General features: G+C 63.1%; 13 protein-coding genes. 6 read left to right on the forward strand and 7 right to left on the reverse strand.

Annotated features, from left to right (window positions below; translation table 11 throughout):
* Window positions 1-166: 166 nt before the first annotated feature.
* From ptsP to AO268_RS00340, 4 genes are all read left to right on the forward strand, one after another.
* Complete coding sequence (ptsP, locus tag AO268_RS00325; protein WP_099167535.1) at window positions 167-3,025, forward strand: phosphoenolpyruvate--protein phosphotransferase; 2,859 nt, start codon at window positions 167-169, stop codon at window positions 3,023-3,025.
* Complete coding sequence (pfkB, locus tag AO268_RS00330) at window positions 3,026-3,967, forward strand: 1-phosphofructokinase (protein WP_099167537.1); 942 nt, start codon at window positions 3,026-3,028, stop codon at window positions 3,965-3,967.
* Between the two features lie 11 nt (window positions 3,968-3,978).
* Entirely contained in the window at window positions 3,979-5,685 is a 1,707-nt protein-coding gene (locus tag AO268_RS00335; protein ID WP_099167539.1) for a PTS fructose-like transporter subunit IIB, read from the forward strand.
* A gap of 78 nt (window positions 5,686-5,763) precedes the next feature.
* Window positions 5,764-7,305, forward strand: a complete 1,542-nt coding sequence (locus tag AO268_RS00340) for an alkaline phosphatase D family protein (RefSeq protein ID WP_099167541.1) — start codon at window positions 5,764-5,766, stop codon at window positions 7,303-7,305.
* Between the two features lie 321 nt (window positions 7,306-7,626).
* Here the strand turns inward: AO268_RS00340 and AO268_RS00345 are convergent, their stop codons facing one another.
* Complete coding sequence (locus AO268_RS00345; protein WP_099167543.1) at window positions 7,627-10,149, reverse strand: PepSY domain-containing protein; 2,523 nt, start codon at window positions 10,147-10,149, stop codon at window positions 7,627-7,629.
* Between the two features lie 136 nt (window positions 10,150-10,285).
* Window positions 10,286-12,565: a TonB-dependent receptor gene (locus AO268_RS00350; RefSeq protein WP_099167545.1), complete on the reverse strand. Its 2,280-nt coding sequence runs from the start codon at window positions 12,563-12,565 to the stop codon at window positions 10,286-10,288.
* Window positions 12,566-12,781: 216 nt separating this feature from the next.
* Between AO268_RS00350 and AO268_RS00355 the strand changes: the two genes are divergently transcribed.
* Window positions 12,782-13,462 carry a Fe2+-dependent dioxygenase gene (locus tag AO268_RS00355; RefSeq protein ID WP_099167547.1) on the forward strand — a complete coding sequence of 227 codons (681 nt, stop codon included), beginning with the start codon at window positions 12,782-12,784 and terminating at the stop codon, window positions 13,460-13,462.
* Window positions 13,463-13,464: 2 nt separating this feature from the next.
* Window positions 13,465-14,211 (forward strand): tetratricopeptide repeat protein, encoded by a 747-nt coding sequence (locus AO268_RS00360; protein ID WP_099167549.1) that lies wholly within the window; start codon window positions 13,465-13,467, stop codon window positions 14,209-14,211.
* A gap of 27 nt (window positions 14,212-14,238) precedes the next feature.
* Here the strand turns inward: AO268_RS00360 and AO268_RS00365 are convergent, their stop codons facing one another.
* The 5 genes from AO268_RS00365 to AO268_RS00385 form a co-directional block, all read right to left on the reverse strand.
* Window positions 14,239-15,402 carry a type III PLP-dependent enzyme gene (locus tag AO268_RS00365; protein WP_032861941.1) on the reverse strand — a complete coding sequence of 388 codons (1,164 nt, stop codon included), beginning with the start codon at window positions 15,400-15,402 and terminating at the stop codon, window positions 14,239-14,241.
* A gap of 426 nt (window positions 15,403-15,828) precedes the next feature.
* A complete protein-coding gene (locus AO268_RS00370) occupies window positions 15,829-16,986 on the reverse strand; it encodes an osmoprotectant ABC transporter ATP-binding protein OsmV (protein ID WP_076964052.1) in 1,158 nt (385 codons plus the stop codon).
* The gene (locus tag AO268_RS00375; RefSeq protein WP_076964051.1) at window positions 16,983-17,636 is read right to left on the reverse strand and encodes an ABC transporter permease; all 654 of its coding nucleotides are present in this window, start codon (window positions 17,634-17,636) and stop codon (window positions 16,983-16,985) included. Before AO268_RS00375 ends, AO268_RS00370 begins: the two co-directional genes overlap by 4 nt.
* A gap of 13 nt (window positions 17,637-17,649) precedes the next feature.
* Window positions 17,650-18,543 (reverse strand): glycine betaine ABC transporter substrate-binding protein, encoded by an 894-nt coding sequence (locus AO268_RS00380; protein WP_076964050.1) that lies wholly within the window; start codon window positions 18,541-18,543, stop codon window positions 17,650-17,652.
* Window positions 18,544-18,563: 20 nt separating this feature from the next.
* Window positions 18,564-19,280 carry an ABC transporter permease gene (locus AO268_RS00385; protein ID WP_076964049.1) on the reverse strand — a complete coding sequence of 239 codons (717 nt, stop codon included), beginning with the start codon at window positions 19,278-19,280 and terminating at the stop codon, window positions 18,564-18,566.
* Between the last annotated feature and the right edge of the window lie 82 nt (window positions 19,281-19,362).

A 19,362-nucleotide genomic window follows, 5' to 3' on the forward strand; every position in this document is an offset into this window, starting at 1 on the left:
TACCCAGTAATCTGCCATAAAATCTAGATTAAACGTTTCAGCAAGCGTATTTTTACGACGATCGCCGCTGAGTAACCACTGCCAATTGACCACTCAGTCAGTTATTTTTGCACGGTTTAATCAAAACAATACCTAGTGCACACCCCGCACTAACTAGGAGAAAGGCATGCTTGAGCTCACCGTAGAGCAGATATCCATGGGCCAGGGGGCTGTGGATAAGTCTGCGGCCCTGCAACTGCTCGCCCAACAGCTGGTGGCCGATGGCCTGGTCGCCGAGGGCTACCTGAGCGGCCTGCAAGCCCGTGAAGCGCAAGGTTCGACCTTTCTCGGCCAAGGTATTGCGATCCCCCACGGCACCCCGGAAACCCGCGACCAGGTGTTCGCCACCGGCGTGCGCCTGCTGCAATTTCCCCACGGTGTGGATTGGGGCGATGGCCAGATCGTCTACCTGGCGATTGGCATTGCCGCCAAGTCTGATGAGCACCTGCGCCTGCTGCAACTGCTGACCCGCGCCCTCGGTGAAACCGACCTGGGCCAGGCGCTGCGCCGCGCCACCTCGGCCGAGGCCTTGCTCAAATTGCTACAAGGCGCGCCCCAGGAGCTGGCGCTGGATGCGCAGATGATCGGCCTGGGGGTGTCCGCCGACGATTTTGAAGAACTGGTGTGGCGTGGCGCCCGTCTGCTGCGCCAGGCCGATTGTGTGAGCAATGGTTTCGCCGCCGTGCTGCAGCAAGTCGATGCACTGCCCCTGGGCGATGGCCTGTGGTGGCTGCACAGCGAACAAACGGTCAAGCGCCCGGGCCTGGCCTTTGTCACCCCGGACAAGCCCATGCGCTACCTGGGCCAGCCCTTGAACGGCCTGTTCTGCCTGGCCAGCCTCGGCGAGGCCCACCAGGCCTTGCTTGAGCGTTTGTGTGCCTTGCTGATTGAAGGGCGCGGCCAGGAACTGGGGCGCGCCACCAGCCGCCGTGCGGTGCTCGAAGTGCTGGGGGGCGAACTGCCTGCCGACTGGCCCAGTGCCCGTATCGCCCTGGCCAACGCCCACGGCCTGCATGCGCGGCCGGCCAAGGCTCTGGCCCAACTGGCGAAGGGCTTCGACGGCGAGATCCGCGTGCGCATCGTCGACGGGCAGGGCGGTGCGGTGTCGGTCAAGAGTTTGAGCAAGCTGCTCAGCCTCGGCGCCCGGCGTGGCCAGGAGCTGGAGTTTGTTGCCGAGCCGGGCATTGCCGACGATGCCCTGCCGGCGCTGTTGGCGGCGGTGCAAGCGGGGCTTGGTGAAGACGTCGAGCCGCTGCCGGCCGTCAGTGCACGGCTTGAAGCCCTTGAGGTTGAACCACCAATCAGCGTGCCGCTCTCCGGCAGCCTGATCCAGGCAATCCCTGCCGCGCCGGGGATCGCCATCGGCCCGGCCCATCTCCAGGTATTGCAGCCGTTCGACTATCCACTGCGCGGCGAGTCGGCCAACGCCGAGCGCGAGCGCCTATCCACCGCGCTGCGGGAGGTGCGCCGCGATATCCAGGGCCTGGTCGAGCGCAGCACGTCCAAGGCGATCCGCGAGATTTTCATCACCCACCAGGAAATGCTCGACGACCCGGAACTGAGCGATGAAGTCGACACCCGCCTCAAACAAGGCGAAAGCGCCGAAGCCGCATGGATGAGCGTGATCGAAGCCGCCGCCAAGCAGCAGGCATCCTTGCAGGACACGTTGCTCGCCGAGCGCGCCGCCGACCTGCGGGACATTGGCCGGCGGGTGCTGGCCCAACTGTGTGGGGTCCAAACCCCACAAGAGCCAAGCGAACCCTACATTCTGGTCATGGAGGAAGTCGGCCCTTCGGACGTTGCCCGGCTGGATCCGGCGCGTGTCGCCGGGATCCTCACCGCACGCGGCGGCGCCACCGCCCACAGCGCCATCGTGGCCCGTGCCCTGGGGATCCCGGCGCTGGTCGGCGCGGGCCCGGCGGTGCTGCTGCTGGCTTCGGGCACGCCGCTGTTGCTCGACGGCCAACGCGGGCGCCTGCATGTGGATGCCGATGCTGCAACCTTGCAGCGCGCCACCCAAGAGCGTGATAACCGCGAGCAACGTCTCCAGGCTGCCGCCGCGCAACGCCATGAGCCGGCCTTGACCCGCGACGGGCACGCTGTCGAAGTATTCGCCAATATCGGCGAAAGCGCCGGTGTAGCGCTCGCTGTCGAGCAGGGTGCCGAAGGCATTGGCTTGCTGCGTACCGAACTGATTTTCATGGCCCATCCGCAAGCGCCGGATGAAGCCACCCAGGAAGCCGAATACCGCCGTGTGCTCGATGGCCTGGGCGGCCGGCCGCTGGTGGTGCGCACCCTGGATGTGGGCGGGGACAAACCGTTGCCTTACTGGCCGATTGCCAAGGAGGAAAACCCGTTTCTCGGCGTGCGCGGCATCCGCCTGACCCTGCAGCGCCCGCCGATCATGGAGGCGCAACTGCGCGCACTGCTGCGTTCGGCGGACAGCCGACCGTTGCGCATCATGTTCCCCATGGTCGGCAGCGTTGATGAGTGGCGTGCGGCCCGCGACATGACTGAGCGCCTGCGCCTGGAAATCCCGGTGGCTGACTTGCAATTGGGCATCATGATCGAAGTACCCTCGGCGGCCCTGCTGGCGCCGGTATTGGCCAAGGAAGTGGACTTCTTCAGCATTGGCACCAATGACCTGACCCAGTACACCCTGGCCATCGACCGCGGTCACCCAACCCTGTCGGCCCAGGCTGACGGCCTGCACCCGGCGGTGTTGCAACTGATCGACATCACGGTGCGCGCGGCCCACGCCCATGGCAAATGGGTCGGGGTGTGCGGCGAGTTGGCGGCCGATCCGCTGGCGGTGCCGGTGCTGGTGGGCCTGGGGGTGGATGAGTTGAGTGTGTCGGCGCGCAGCATTCCCGAAGTGAAGGCGCGGGTGCGTGAATTCAGCCTGAGCGAGGCCCGGAGCCTGGCGCAACAAGCACTGGCAGTGGGGTCCCCTGCTCAAGTGCGTGCCCTTGTGGAGGCCGTGTAAATGGCGAACATTCTGACTCTGACGTTGAACCCGGCGTTGGACCTGACGGTGCGTTTGGCGCACTTGGAACCTGGGGCAGTCAACCGCAGCGAAACCCTGCTCACCCATGCCGCCGGCAAGGGCGTGAATGTGGCGCAGGTGTTGGCTGATCTGGGCCATTGCGTGAGCGTGGGGGGATTTCTCGGTGCGCAAAACCCCGAGGCTTTCGATGCCCTGATCGCCAGCCGAGGGTTTGGCGATGCGTTTATTCGTGTGCCGGGCGAAACCCGCAGCAACATCAAGATTGCCGAGGCGGATGGCCGGGTCACCGACATCAATGCCCCGGGGCCGCTGGTGAGCGAGCAGGCGCAAGAACAGTTGCTTAAGCTGATCGCATCGATCGGCCCCGAGTTCGATGCGGTGGTGGTCGCCGGCAGCTTGCCGCGTGGCGTCAGCCCGCAGTGGTTTCAGGGCTTGCTGGCGTGCCTCAAGGACCTTGGTTTGAAAGTCGCCCTGGACACCAGTGGCCAAGCGTTGCGCGCAGGCTTGAAGACCGCTCCGTGGTTGATCAAGCCCAACACTGAAGAACTTGCCGAAGCACTCGACTGCCCCACGCAAACCGTCGCCGAGCAAGCCCGGGCGGCTGAGCGTTTGCACGCCCAGGGCGTGGAACATGTGGTGGTGTCCCATGGGGCCGACGGTGTGAACTGGTTCAGCCCCCACCGAGCGTTGCACGCCACGGCGCCCAAGGTCAGCGTCGCCAGTACCGTGGGGGCCGGCGACTCCTTGCTGGCGGGCATGCTGCACGGTCTGCTCAGCGGCGAAGCGCCCGAGCAGACCCTGCGCCGCGCCACCGCGATTGCCGCCATGGCCGTCACGCAGATCGGTTTCGGCATCAGCGACGGCGCGCACCTGGCGTGCCTCGAAAGTGGCGTGCAGGTACACCCGCTGACAGAACAATAAGAGGGTTTTTCATGAAGTTAGCCATTGTTACCGCCTGCCCCAACGGCAGGGTCACCAGTGTGTTGTGCGCCCGCTTGCTGGAGGCTGCCGCCCAGCGCCAGGGCTGGAGCACCGGCGTGGAGGTGGTGGACGCGAACCACCCCGAGCGCGCCCTTTCCCAGGCCACTCTAGACGCGGCCGAATGGGTGTTGCTGGTTGCCAGCACCCCGGTGGACATGCAGCGCTTTGTCGGCAAGCGCGTGTACCAGAGCACCCCGGCCCAGGCGTTGCAGGACGTGGACGCGCTGCTGCAACGGGGCGCGCAAGAGGCCCGGTTGTACGTTGCCAGCAGCGCAGTGCCAACGGCCAGACACGCACCGCGCATTGTCGCCATCACTGCCTGCCCCACCGGCGTGGCCCACACCTTTATGGCCGCCGAAGCGTTGCAGCAGGCCGCCAAGGCCAAGGGGTATGACCTGCAGGTGGAAACCCAGGGTTCGGTAGGGGCGCGTACGCCCCTGAGCGAGCAGGCTATTCGCGACGCCGACGTGGTGCTGCTGGCCGCCGATATCGAAGTGGCCACCGAGCGCTTTGCCGGCAAGAAAATCTACCGTTGTGGCACCGGCATTGCCCTCAAGCAATCCGCCGCGATCCTCGACAAAGCCCTGGCCGAAGGCCAACAGGAAAGCGCCGCCAGTGGCGCGGTGGCCAAGCCGGAGAACACCGGGGTCTATAAACACCTGCTGACCGGCGTGTCGTTCATGTTGCCGATGGTGGTGGCGGGGGGCTTGTTGATTGCCCTGTCCTACGTCTTCGGTATCCACGCCTACGAACAGCCCGGCACCCTGGCGGCGGCGCTGAGGGCGGTCGGTGACCATGCCTTCACCCTGATGGTGCCGCTGCTCGCCGGTTATATCGCCTACTCGATTGCCGACCGTCCGGGCCTTGCGCCGGGGATGATCGGCGGCCTGTTGGCCAGTACCCTGGGCGCGGGGTTTATCGGCGGGATCTTCGCCGGTTTCCTCGCCGGCTACAGCGTCAAATTGATCACCCGCGCGGTGCCGTTGCCGCAAGGCCTGGCGTCGCTCAAGCCGATCCTGATCATCCCGTTGCTGGCAAGCCTGGTCACTGGCCTGGCGATGATCTACCTGATCGGCCCACCCGTGGCGCAGATGCTGGTTGGCCTGACGGACTTCCTCAGCACCATGGGCACCACCAATGCGGTGCTGCTGGGCATCCTGTTGGGCGCGATGATGTGCGCCGACCTCGGCGGGCCGATCAACAAGGCGGCCTATGCGTTCTCCATCGGCCTGCTGGCCTCCCAGAGCGGCGCGCCGATGGCCGCCGCCATGGCGGCCGGTATGGTGCCGCCGATTGGCATGGCCATCGCCACGTTCCTGGCCCGGCGCAAGTTCGCCCAGACTGAGCGCGAAGCTGGCAAGGCGGCGTTGATTCTGGGGCTGTGTTTTATCTCGGAAGGGGCGATCCCGTTTGCTGCCAAGGACCCGTTGCGCGTGATCCCGGCCAGCATTGCCGGTGGCGCAGTGACCGGTGCCCTGTCGATGTACTTCGGCTGCAAGTTGATGGCGCCTCACGGCGGGCTGTTTGTGATGCTGATTCCGAATACGATCAACCATGCGCTGTTGTACCTGCTGGCGATCGTGGCCGGCAGCGTGCTCACCGGGTTGCTGTACGCCGTGATCAAACGCCCGGAGGCCGTCGAACTGGCCGTTGCCTGAATGTAGGTATCGACACCTGTCATCTGTGTTTCATACGGCCATGCTTTAGTTTTCCTTTTGCTGTGCAGAGGAACACCTATGAGCCACTTCAACCCCGGCCGCCGCCGGGTGATCCAGGGCGTCGGCGCCGGCCTGTTGCTGCCGGGGCTGGCGCCGGCGGTGATTGCTTCGGTCAAGGACCGACCGCAATTGACCGATGGCGTGCAGTCTGGCGACTTGCTGGGCGACCGCGCCATGATCTGGAGCCGCTGCGACCGCCCGGCACGGATGGTGGTCGAGTGGGACACCCGCAGCCTGTTCAGCAACCCGCGCCGATTCATCTCGCCTTTGGCCGACAGCCGCAGCGACTTCACCGCCCGCGTCGAGCTGACCGGGCTACCGGCCGACCAGGCGATTTTCTACCGTGTGCACTTTGAGGATGCGCAGACCGGCGTGGCCAGCGAGCCCTGGTTCGGTCACCTGCGCAGCGTGCCGCAACAACGGCGCGATATCCGCTTTGTGTGGAGCGGCGACACCGTTGGCCAGGGCTTCGGGATCAACCCGGATATTGGCGGCATGCGCATCTACGAAGCCATGCGCCTGCGCCTGCCGGATTTTTTTATCCACAGCGGCGACACCATCTACGCCGACGGCCCGGTGCCGGCGCAATTGACCACCGAAGGCGGACGCATCTGGCGCAACCTCACCACCGAGGCCAAGAGCAAAGTTGCCGAAACCCTGGATGAATACCGTGGCAATTACCGCTACAACCTGATGGACGAAAACGTGCGCCGCTTCAATGCCCAGGTGCCGCAGATCTGGCAATGGGACGATCACGAAGTGGTCAACAATTGGTCGCCCGGCAAGCAACTGGACGGGCGTTACCAGACCCAGGACATCACCACCCTGGTGGGCCGCGCACGCCAGGCCTGGCTGGAATATGCGCCGATGCGCCTGCAGGGCGCCGACCAGGGGGGGCGCATCTACCGCAAGCTCAGCTACGGGCCGTTGCTCGATGTGTTTGTGCTGGATATGCGCAGCTATCGCGGGGCCAACGATGACAACCTGGGCGGGGCCAAACCGTTTCTGGGGCGGGCGCAACTGGACTGGCTCAAGGGCGGACTCAAGGCGTCGAAAGCGCAGTGGAAGGTGATCGCCGCCGACATGCCCATCGGCCTCGGCGTGCCCGACGGCGAAGTCAGCCCCGGCGTACCGCGCTGGGAAGCGGTGGCCAACGGCGACCCGGGCGCGGCCCAGGGCCGTGAGCTGGAAATTGCCGAATTGCTGGGCTTCCTGCGCGCACAACAGGTGCGTAACCATGTGTGGCTGACCGCCGATGTGCACTACTGCGCGGCACACCACTACCACCCGGACCGGGCGGCGTTCCAGGATTTCGAGCCGTTCTGGGAATTCGTCGCGGGGCCGCTGAATGCCGGGAGCTTTGGGCCCAATCCGCTGGATAAGACCTTTGGCCCGCAAGTGATATTTGAAAAAGCCCCACCGGTGCAAAACACATCGCCGTTTGCCGGTTTCCAGTTTTTTGGCGAGGTGCAGATTGATGGGCAGACGGCGGAGTTGACAGTCACGCTACGCGACCTCGATGGCGTGTCGGTATTTGAACAAAAACTCCAACCCACCTGACCTGAAATACGATTAAACCTGTGGGAGCGGGCTTGTCGGGTCGCCGCATCGCCGCGATTGCGGTGGATCAGCCAGCCTATGGGTTACCGACAGACCGCCATCGCGGGCAAGCCCTAATGCCAGTCAGTTAAGCCTTTTTGTAGGAGCGAGCTTGCTCGCGAAGAACTTGAGAGCGCCGCGTTTACCTAGCAAACACGCGTTACCGTTGACGTCCTTCGCGAGCAAGCTCGCTCCTACAGAAAGCAGAATCCGCTTAACTGACTGGCATTAGGGCAAGCCCGCTCCCACACAAGCCCGCTCCCACATTTTGATGGGTGTAGGTCAGTAGACATCCCGGCGGTAGCGGCCCTGTTCGATAAGGCGTTGCACCGCCTCGCTGCCCAGGACATCCACCAACACCTGATCCACACCGGCCGCCATGCCCTGCAAACTCCCGCAGACATAAATCGCCGCGCCCTCGGCCAGCCATTTACGCAGTACATCGGCAGACTCGCGCAGGCGGTCCTGGACGTAGATTTTCTCTTGTTGATCCCGCGAAAATGCCAGGTCCAGCAACGCCAGGTCGCCACTGGCCTGCCAGCCTTGCAGCTCATCCCGGCAGTGATAGTCATGGGCGATGTTGCGCTCGCCGAACAGCAACCAGTTACGCTGCTGGCCGTCGGCGATGCGCGCCTTGAGCAGGCTGCGCAAGCCGGCCAGGCCCGTGCCGTTGCCCAGCAGGATCAGCGGCACCGGGTCTGTCGGCAGGTGGAAACCGCTGTTGCGCCGCACCCGCAGGCTGATCGCCGTGCCCAGTGGCGCGTGCTCGGTCAGCCAGCCCGAACCCAGGCCCAGGCTGCCGTCGGCATGGCGTTCCTGGCGCACGATCAGCTCCAGCACGCCATCGCTGGCAATCGAGGCGATAGAGTATTCGCGCATGCCCATCGGCACCAGCGCCTCCACCAGGGCCTGGGCGTGCAGGCCGACCAGATGGGCGCGATTGTCCGGCAACTGGCGGCTGGCAAGCACCTGTTCCAGGGGCCGTGCCAAGCCATCGATCAGCACTTCGTCCGTGCCGGCAATGCCCAACCCGGCGAGGAAATGTTCGACGGCCCACGGGCAATGGCGTGGCAGGATTTCCACCAGGTCGCCGGCCAGCCAGTCGCGCGGTGCCGGCGGGGTGAGGCCCAGCAGGTAGACCCCCGAACCGCTGCTGCCAGGGTTGAGCAGAGTGCGCTGGCCCAGGGTCCAGCTTTCATAGGGGGCACTGGCCCAGGCGGCCGGTGCATGGCCGGTGATCTGGCCCAGTTGTTGTTGCCAGTGCCGCAGGGCCTCCTGGTCGCCGCTGTCGACTTCGACCGGGGCGAACAAGGCGCTGCCACCCTGGTGGGTCAGCCAGAAGTGCAGGCGCCGGGCAAAGCCGCAGAAGTGCGGGTATTGACGATCGCCCAGGGCCAGTACCGAGTAGTTCAGGCCCTGGAGGGCAAGGTCGCGCCCCAGTACGCGGCGTTCAAAGCCGCGTGCGCTGTCCGGTGCTTCGCCATCGCCGAAGGTGCTGACCACAAACAGTGCATGTTCCGACTGGCGCAAGTCGTCTTCGCTGACGCTGCCCAGGGGCTGCACCTTCACGGGCACCCCGGCGGCCTGCAACTGGCCGGCGGTCTGCCAGGCCAGTTGCTCGGCAAAGCCGCTCTGGCTGGCGAAACCGATCAGCCAGGCCGGTGCATCGCTGTGATTGTCGCCCAGGCCTTTACGGGCATCGCGCACCTGGCGTTTTTTGCGGCGGCGGTCCAGGTACAGCAACCAGCCGGTAATAAAGAACAGCGGCATGCACAGCGCAGTGACGGTAAGAATGATCCGCCCCACCAGGCCGAAATAACTGCCCACATGCAGCGCATAGAGGCTGGTCAGCAATTGCGCCTTGAGGCTTTTATCGCCATAGCGTTCGACACTTTTGACCACGCCGGTGGCCGGGTCGAGGTTGATCTGGTTCAGCGCGCGGTCATGGGGCGAGCTCTGCAACAGGTAGTAGACCGTGGCCGGTTGCCCGGCGACGGCTGGCATACGGATGTTGTAGGCACTCAGGCCCGGGCCGGCGGTGCTGTAGATGCTGCTCCAGATCGCCTCGTAATTGGCGATGGGCGCCGGGCCCGCCGGCGCCGGACCGCGATTGCGCACCCGCTCGTTCTGCGGGGCATCGGACAGCAACCGGGTCAGGCCCTTGTTGTACCACTCGTAGGACCATGACAAACCGGTGAGTGCGGCCAACAGGTAAAACAGCAGGCACCAGGTGCCGAACACCGAGTGCAGGTCCCAGTTGAAACTGCGGCCTTTCTTGCGCCAGTCCAGGGTCAGCCAGGCGCGCCAGCTCGCCACCTGGCGCGGCCAGCGCAGGTACAGGCCAGAGAGGCAGAAGAAAATCAGGATCAGCGTACAGGCACCGGTGATTTGCCGACCGATGTCACCCATGGCGAGGAAGCGGTGCAGTTGCAGCATCAGGCCGAAAAAGTTCTGGCCGACGGCATCGCCCAGGTAGTCGCCGGTGTACGGGTCGAAGTAGCGCATCTGCCCCCGGCGCTCGCCCGGTGGCGGGGTGAAGAACACGCGGGCGGCGTTGCCGCTTTCGCTTTCCACCCACAGCATGGCCACGGCCTTGCCTTCGGTGGCTTCGAGTTTGCGCACCAGTTCAGCGGGTGGCAGCACCCCGGCGGGTTGTTTTTGCACGGTCAGTACCGTGGGGTTGAGCGCCCGCAGGATTTCATCCTGGAACGAGTACGCGGCCCCGGTAATCCCCATCAAGGCCAACACCAGCCCGGCGCTAATGCCGAAAAACCAGTGCAACTGGAACAGGGTTTTCTTCAACACGTCGGACGGCCTCGCTGAGCTGGATATGATTTTTACGGCGGGCATTATGCCGTGGGTGGTCGAGAAACTTTCTTTTTTACAGACGAAAGCCCCGGGCAGCCAATGCGCGGGGCTTTTGCATGAAACGTCTAGCGCCTTAGAAGTGGAAGCTGGTGGTCAACAGGGCGGTACGACCGGCGGCCTGGTTGGCGAAGTGCGCGCCGTAGGCCTTGTCGTAGTAGGTCTTGTCGGTCAGGTTCTGCACGTTCAATTGCAGGTCGACATTCTTGGTCAGCTTGTAGCTGGCCATGGCGTCGTAGCGGGTGTAGGACGGCACGTAGACGGTGTTGGCGGCATCGCCATAGACGTCATCGACATAGAATGCGCCGCCGCCGACGGTCAGCTTCGAGGTGATGTCGTAGGTGGTCCACAGGCTGAAGGAATGCTTCGGCGTGTTGGGCATTTCGTTGCCCTTGTTGGAGCCGGCAGTCACCACGCCCTGGCGGTTGCCGTTTTTGCCTGGGTCCACCAGCTCGCTTTTCAGGTAGCTGTAGCCGGCGAATACCTGCCATTGCTCGGTGAGCTTGCCGCTGGCGGAAAGCTCCAGGCCATCGACCCGGGATTCACCGGCGTTTTCATAGGTGTTGGAGTTCACCAGAATGCGCGCGTTTTTCTTCTCGGTGCGGAACACGGCAGCGGTCAGGGACAGGCGGTCGTGGAACAGGTCCCACTTGGTGCCCAGCTCGTAGTTGACGGTTTCTTCCGGCTTCAGGTCGCTGGTGATGGCGTTGGAGTCGACACCTTCACCCACCAGGCCGCCAGCGGGCGAGGCCGAAGTGGCATAGGAGGTGTAGATGCTGCCGTTTTCCATCGGCTTCCAGACCAGGCCGGCCTGCCAGTTGAAGAACTGGCTGTCATCCTTGAGCTTGGTGCGGCCAGTGGTTGCGTTGGTGTTGGCCTCGGTGTCGAAGGTGTCATAGCGCAGGCCGACATTCAGCAGCCATTGCGGATCGAGCTCGATGGTGTCGAATACATAGGCGGCGCGACTGGTGGCCTTGGTGTTGGTGCCCATGTAGTTGCGGGCGACGCTGCCGGTCCAGGCGTCGTCCGGGTTCGGGTTGCCCAGCGAGGTGCATTGGCCGCCGCTGTTGCCGACCTTGCCAGGTGTGCAGCCGCCGCTAGGGTTGCCGTTAGGGCTGACGGTATAACCACTGACACGGGTTTCTTCACCGGTAAATTCCAGGCCGGTGGAGTAGCTGTGCTTGAAGCCCAGGGCCTGGAAGCTGCCAAACAGATCGGTCTGGTTGGTGGTGGTCGTGGTGGTCGACACGCGGCTGTTGGCGCGGCGCCAGACGGTGCCGAACTGGTTGACGTTGAGCTTGCTGTCGTCCGGCTGAGTGAGGACGTAATCCTGGCCGGTGCTGCCATGACGCAGGGTGTTCTTGATCGTCATGTTGTCGTTCAGGTCGTGCTCGATGGAGAACGTACTGATATCGGCGCGGGTCTTGCGGAAGTCGCGATCTTTCAGGCCATAGAAATTATTGCTGTCGCCGCCATCGGTCGGCTTGTCGTGACCGTGGGCGGTGGCTGCGGCGGAGCTATAGCCATAAGGAATGCCCGAATCCGGCAGGTCATTGCTTTCCATATGGTAGTAGCTGAGGTTGACGCGGGTCGGGGTGCCCAGGCCAAAGGTCAGCGACGGTGCCACGCCCCAACGGTCGTAGTTGACTGCGTCGCGGCCGGCCACGTTCTGTTCGTGGCTCATCAGGTTCAGGCGGAACGCGGCGCTGTCGAGGAACTGGCGGTTGACGTCGAGGGCATAGCGACGGGTCTGGTCGGAGCCGTAGGTAAAGCCGCCGTTGAGGAAGTCCCGCGCTTGTGGGGTCTTGCTCACCAGGTTGAGGCTGCCACCGGCCGAGCCACGGCCACCGAACGAGGAGTTGGGGCCCTTGCTGACTTCGATGGACTCGATATCGAAAATTTCCCGGCTCTGGCCGCCGGTATCACGCACGCCGTCCAGGTAGGTGTCGCCCTGGGCATCGAAGCCACGGATAAACGGACGGTCGCCCTGGGGGTTGCCGCCTTCACCGGCGCCAAAGGTAATCCCCGGTACGGTGCGCAAGGCGTCTTGCAGCGAGGTGGCGGCGGTGTCCTTGAGCACCTGCGCCGGCACTACGGTGACGGAGCGTGGGGTGTCGACCAGGGGCGCGGTGTATTTCTGCGAAGAGGCTTTTTCAGTCTGGTAGGAGGTCGCGTCCTGTTCCTGGCCGGTGATGCTGGTGGCGCCCAGGGAGATGCTGTTGCGCTCGCCTTTGTGTTCGGTCTCTTCGGCCGCTTGCGCCAGATGGGCGACAGAGCTGGCGCTGATGGCCATGCCAATGGCCGAGGCCAGCAAGCGCGGTGAACTGTTTGGTGTTTTTGTAATGTGGCGCGACATGAAATTCCCTACCCCAAGGATGTTAGGGCGCGAAATATATTGTAAACAATTATGCATAGCAATTGAGATGCATTGCTATTCGCATTCAATTTACAAAATTTACACTTCGGGGGTTACGGTTTTTGCCGGCTTATACGTCTGCCCGTCGGATCAGGGTTTTACAGCGTCAATAGTAATCAATACCATTGGCGCCCCTCTGCCCTCAGGTAACGCCCCATGCTGCTGCATATTCCAGGCCTGTTCTCCCGCGACGAGGTATTGCGCATCCGCGAAGCCCTGGAGCAGGCGGACTGGGCCGACGGCAAGATCACCGCCGGGCACCAGTCGGCCAAGGCCAAGCACAACCTGCAATTGCCCGAAGGCCATCCACTGGCCAAGGAAATCGGCGCGGCCATGCTCGAGCGCCTGTGGCAAAACCCGCAATTCATGTCGGCGGCCCTGCCGCATAAAGTCTTCCCGCCATTGCTCAATTGCTACACCGCCGGTGGCAGCTTCGACTTTCATATCGATAACGCCGTGCGCCAGCCCAAGGGCAGCCCCGAGCGGGTGCGTACCGACCTGTCTTCCACGCTGTTTTTCAGCGACCCGCACGAGTACGACGGCGGCGAACTGGAGATCCAGGACACCTTCGGCCTGCAGCGGGTCAAGCTGCCCGCCGGCGACATGGTGCTGTACCCCGGCTCCAGCCTGCACAAAGTCAACGCCGTGACCCGTGGCGCGCGTTATGCCGCATTTTTCTGGACCCAGAGCCTGGTGCGTGAAGACAGCCAGCGCACCTTGCTGTTTGAAATGGACGGCGCGATCCAGCAATTGACCCGCGATGTGCCGGACCACCCGGCGCTGATCCAGCTCACCGGCACTTATCACAACCTGTTGCGCCGCTGGGTCGAGGTCTGAGCATGGCTTTTCACCTGCGCCGCGAAGAAGTCCTCGACGGCGAGCAACTGCGGGCCATGCTCGACGAATCACCGGCCCGTGCGGCCCAGGCGATCCTGATGGCGGCCAAGGAGGGCGTGCTCGATGCCCAGGCGCTACTGGGGCAAATCCTCCTGGAGGGGCGCGGGATCGAGCGCGATGCAGCACTGGCCCTGCGCTGGTTCCAGATTGCGGCACAGGGCGGCCACCGGATGGCCCGCAATATGGTGGGGCGCTGCCTGGAACATGGCTGGGGCTGCGCCGCCAATGAGCGGGCGGCCGCCGGGGAATACCGCCAGGCCGCAGAGGCCGGGTTGGATTGGGGGTTGTACAACTACGCCAACCTGCTGGCCACCGGGCGCGGGGTGAGGCAAGACCCGCAGCAGGCACTGGCCTGTTATCGCCAGGCTGCCGAGCTGGGGCATGCCAAGTCGATGAACCTGTTGGGGCGGTACCTGGAAGAAGGGCAATTCTGCGCGCAAGACCTGCCCGCAGCGCTTGAGTGGTATCGCCGCTCGGCCGAAGGTGGGGATTTTCGCGGGCAGTTCAGTTATGCCGCAGTGCTGGCGGATCAAGGCCAGGTCGAGGCGGCCCTGGAGTGGCTGCACAAGGCGCTTGAGGGTGGCAATCTGAAGTTCTTGCGGGTCGCGCAGCAGGCTTTGCAAAGCGCCAGCCAACCGCAGGTTCGCGCAATGGCCGACGCTTACCAACAGCGCATAGAACAAGGGTAGGGGCCGGCAAACCGGCCCCTACACGGCTCAGACGTAGAAGGATTTGAGCGGTGGGAAACCGTTGAATTCAACGGCGCTGTAGCTGGTGGTGTACGCACCGGTGGACAGCCAGTACAGGCGGTCGCCAATGGCCAGGTTCAGCGGCAGGCCGTACTTGTAGTTTTCGTACATGATATCGGCGCTGTCGCAGGTAGGACCGGCGATCACCACTTCTTCCATCTCGCCCTTTTTCTCGGTCCAGATCGGGAACTTGATGGCTTCGTCCATGGTTTCGATCAGGCCGGAGAACTTGCCCACATCCGTGTACACCCAACGCTCGACGGCGGTGCGCGATTTACGGGCCACCAACACCACTTCACTGACCAGGATCCCGGCGTTGGCGATCAACGAACGGCCCGGCTCCAGGATGATTTCCGGCAGCTCGTCACCGAAGTCTTCCTTGAGGAAGCGGATGATTTCCTCGGCGTAGGTTTCCAGGCTGTTGGTGCGGGTGATGTAGTTGGCCGGGAAGCCACCGCCCATGTTGATCAGCTTGAGGTGGATGCCGTCTTCTTCTTTCAGGCGCTCGAAGATCACCTTGACCTTGGCGATGGCGGCGTCCCACACGCTGATATCACGCTGCTGCGAACCGACGTGGAACGAGATGCCGTACGGCACCAGGCCCAGGTCGCGGGCGAGGATCAGCAGGTCCATGGCCATGTCGGTTTGGCAGCCGAATTTGCGCGACAAAGGCCAGTCTGCGGTGGTCGAGCCTTCGGTGAGGATACGCACATAGACTTTCGAGCCCGGCGCGGCCTTGGCGATGTTGCGCAGGTCGGCTTCGGAGTCGGTGGAGAACAGGCGCACGCCCTTCTCGTAGAAGTAGCGGATGTCCTTGGATTTCTTGATGGTGTTGCCGTAGCTGATACGGTCGGCGCTGACGCCGCGGTCCATGACCTTGTCCAGCTCGTAGATCGAGGCGATGTCGAAGCTCGAACCCTTGTCTTTCAACAGGTCGATGATCTCGACAGCCGGGTTGGCCTTGACGGCGTAGTACACCTTGGCGAATTCGAAACCGGCGCGCAGGTCATCGTAGGCCTGGCTGATCATCGCGGTGTCGATCACCACGAATGGGGTTTCTTGCTTGTCGGCGAACGCCTTCATTTTGTCAAAGGTGGCGCGCGCGAAATAGTCTTCGACGTTGATCGACATGCTGGGAACTCCTAAGGGCAAACTAAATTGATCAATGGGTGCAAATGAACGTCCTCCGTATCCCCACTTTGGTTCGCCTACTTCCCAAGGCATGTCGCCGAAAGCAAAAAGGCCATGGGGTAAGCTGCCCTTGGCCTTGCTGTCTCGTCGTCAGTACTTGAGCCGGATGGATCGTTTCCAGCATGGACGTTCGGCGCGAACTTTAGGGCGTGAGGGGCTTGAGATCAACTAAAAATGTCGCGTTTTTACACGCGTTCGTCGCCAGGCGCAGTGCAGCTACTTATGTAACCGACCGGTGTGACGGATTGATGTTCCCCGCAGGGGGCATTCAGAAGGATTTGCGGCGCCTTTATCGCGGGCAAGCCCGGCTCCCACATGGAATTGTATTCCCCTGTGGGAGCCGGGCTTGCCCGCGATAGCGGTCTATCAGGCCTGCGCGGTTTCGGCTGGCGACACGATACTGGTCTTGCCTCCACGGGACTTACCAGAGCTCAGGTACTCGGCAATCGACTCCTGGGTCACTTCACCCAAAAACACCCGCTCGGCATCCATCACCGGCAGCCACGAGCGGTTGAACTCGTACATGCGTGACAACAGGATGCGCAAGTGCTCGTCAAACGCCGCCGTGGCGTTGAACTCGCGCAGGTATTGGGCGCAGGTACCCGTCTGACGATGCAGGTCGCGACGGCGTACATACCCCAGCGCCTTGTTCTCGGCGCAGGTGACCACCACATAGCGCCGGTCATGCTCGTCCATCAGCTCCAGGGCATCGGCCACCGGGGTTTGCGGGCTGACCGACGGGGCGTTGTCCGCCGCGTCTTCGGCCTTGACCAGCAGCAGGCGCTTGAGGGTGCTGTCCTGGCCGACAAAGTTGCTGACAAACTCGTCGGCAGGATGGGCCAGCAGGGTGTCCGGGTGGTCGATCTGCAACAGCTTGCCGGCGCGGAAGATGGCAATTTTGTCGCCCAGCTTGATCGCCTCGTCGATGTCATGGCTGACCATGATCACCGTCTTGTTCAGCGCGCGTTGCATCTCGAAGAACTCGTTCTGGATCATCTCGCGGTTGATCGGGTCGACCGCGCCGAATGGCTCATCCATCAGCAGCAATGGCGCGTCGGCCGCCAGGGCGCGGATCACGCCGATACGCTGTTGCTGGCCACCGGACAATTCACGGGGGTAGCGGTGCAGGTACTGCTTGGGTTCGAGCTTGATCATGCTCATCAACTCGCGGGCGCGGTCATGGCACTTCTGCTTGTCCCAGCCCAGCAGCTTGGGCACCACCACGATGTTTTCCTCGATGGTCATGTTGGGGAACAGGCCGATCTGCTGGATCACGTAGCCGATATTGCGACGCAGGGTCACTTCGTCGAGGTCGGTGGTGTCTTCGCCGTTGATCAGGATCTTGCCCGAGGTGGGCTTGATCAGGCGGTTGATCATCTTCAGCGTGGTGCTCTTGCCGCAGCCCGAGGGGCCGAGGAATACGCAAATCTCGCCTTCATTGACAGTCAGGCTCACGTCGTTAACGGCGGTGACAGTCTTGCCGTTGCTTTGGAAGGTCTTGGACAGGTTTTGAAGTTCGATCATTTGAGCAATCCTTTTGGAGTCAGCGAGCGTTGCAGCCATTGCAGAAGCAGGTCGGCGCAGATGGCCAGGAGACTGACCAGTACGGCGCCAACAATCAGCATCGACATGTCGCTGCGGCTGATGGAAGCCAGAATAAGTACACCCAGACCACCGGCACCGATGGTGGCGGCAATGGTCATCACCCCGATATTCATCACCACGGCGGTGCGCACCCCGGCGAGGATCACCGGTACGGCGATGGGCAGCTCGACCATGCGCAGGCGCTGGCCGAAGGTCATGCCGATGCCTTTGGCCGCTTCGCGGATGCCCGGCTCGACGCCGGTCAGGGCCAGGTAGGTGTTACGCATGATTGGCAGCAGGGAGTAGAGAAATACAGCGGTGATCGCCGGCATCGGCCCCAGGCCCTGGCCGAACTTGGAGTAGAACGGCAGCAGCAGGCCGAACAGGGCAATCGACGGCACGGTCAGCAGCACCGTGGCGCTGGCTTGCAACGGGCCGGCCAGGGTCGGGAAGCGCGTCATCAGCACGCCCAGGGGCACGCCGACGACAATCGCGAGGATCACGGCGATCCCGACCAGGGTGATGTGCTGCCAGGTCAGGTGCAGGACTTGGGCCCAATCAAGATGGGAAAAGGCGTTCAGAAATTCCATGTCTTCTCCTCTTTTAGTTGAGTGGGTGCTGGCGCAGGAAATCAGCGGCCACGGCCGATGGGCTTTCATGGTCGACGTCGACCCGCGCGTTCAGCTGGCGCATGGTTTCATCGTCGAACAGCGCCGCCAGTGGCTTGAGGTCGGCGGCCAATTGCGGGTGGGCATCCAGATAAACCTGGCGTACCACCGGGGCTGCGGTGTAGTCCGGGAAGTAGTGCAGGTCATCTTCCAGCAGCTTCAACTTGAACGCGTTGAGGCGACCGTCGGTGGTGTACACCAGGCCGGCAAACACCTGGCCATTGCGCAGGGCGGTGTAGACCAGGCCGGCGTCCATCTGCCGGGAGTTCTTGCGGGTGAGGTTCATGCCGTACAGCTTGACCATGCCGGCCATACCGTCGGAACGGTTGGCGAACTCGGTGTCCAGGGCCACCAGGCGGTTCTCACGGGTCGGCTCGGCCAGCGCCTGGGTCAGGTCGCTGATGGTGTTGATCTGCGGATACTCCTTGGCCACGTTTTCCGGCAGGGACAGGGCGTAGGTGTTGCTGAATTTCGACGGCGAGAGCCAGACCAGGCCTTTTTTCGCGTCGAGTTCTTTAACCCTGGCGTAGGACTGTTCGCTGTCGAGCTTTTCGTCCACATGGTTGTAGGCCACCAGGGATACACCGGTGTATTCCCAGATCAGGTCCAGTTGCCCGCTTTCCTGGGCACTGCGCGCCAGGTTGCTGCCCAGGCCGCCGGTTACGCGGGTGTCGTAGCCCTTGGTGCGCAGGTACTGGGAGGTGATTTCGGCGAGCAGGGTCTGTTCGGTGAAGACCCGGGCGCCGATGCGAATCACCGGTTTTTCAGCGGCTTGCGCAATGCCGGCAAACAGCAGGACGCAGCTCAGTAGCAAAGTCAGTTTTTTCATGTCGATTCCTTTACCCAGCCTTAAGACGCACGCAACCCGCGTTCCAGCCAGAGGCGGCTGGCCATGGTCACCAGGCCGTCAAGCAGCAACGCCAGCAGCGCGGTACACGCGGCCCCGAGCAGCAATTGCGGCTGGTTGTTCAGGGCGATGCCGGGGAAGATCAGGCTGCCCAGGCTGTTGGCGCCAATCAGGAACGCCAGCGGTGCGGTGCCGACGTTGATCGCCAGGGCCACACGCACGCCACCGATGATGATCGGCACGGCGTTGGGCAACTCGACGCGAAACAGCACCTGGCGCGGGGTCATGCCGATGCCGACGGCGGCTTCCTTGAGCGAGCCTTGAACGTTTTTCAGGCCTTCATAGGTATTGCGCACGATAGGCAGCAAGGAGGCGAGGAACAGGGCGAAGATCGCCGGGCCACTGCCGATGCCGAGGACGCCGAGGGCGATGGCCAGTACGGCCAGGGGAGGGACGGTGTTGCCGATGTTGAAGATCTGCATGAAACGTTCTGCGTGCTCGACCCTGTTCGGTCGGCTGAGCAGGATACCGGCGGGGATCCCTACGATCAGGGCAGCCAGCATGGAGACAAGTACAAGAATCAGGTGAGCTTGCAGGTAAAACAACAAATCGTCGCGGTACAGTTCGATCGTGTTGATGCCGATCCAGTGGACCAGCAGGGCCAGGAGCGCGACGACAACCGCGCCTCCTATCAGCCCTTTGCCATAGCGAATAGCCACAGGCGGACTCCTTTATTTCAGTCGGCGAGCACATTCTCGTGTGGCATTGCCATTCCTGGCTGCCAATAAATGTGGTCGCGAA

Source organism: Pseudomonas sp. ICMP 8385, assembly GCF_002699915.1.
Classification (GTDB): domain Bacteria; phylum Pseudomonadota; class Gammaproteobacteria; order Pseudomonadales; family Pseudomonadaceae; genus Aquipseudomonas; species Aquipseudomonas gessardii.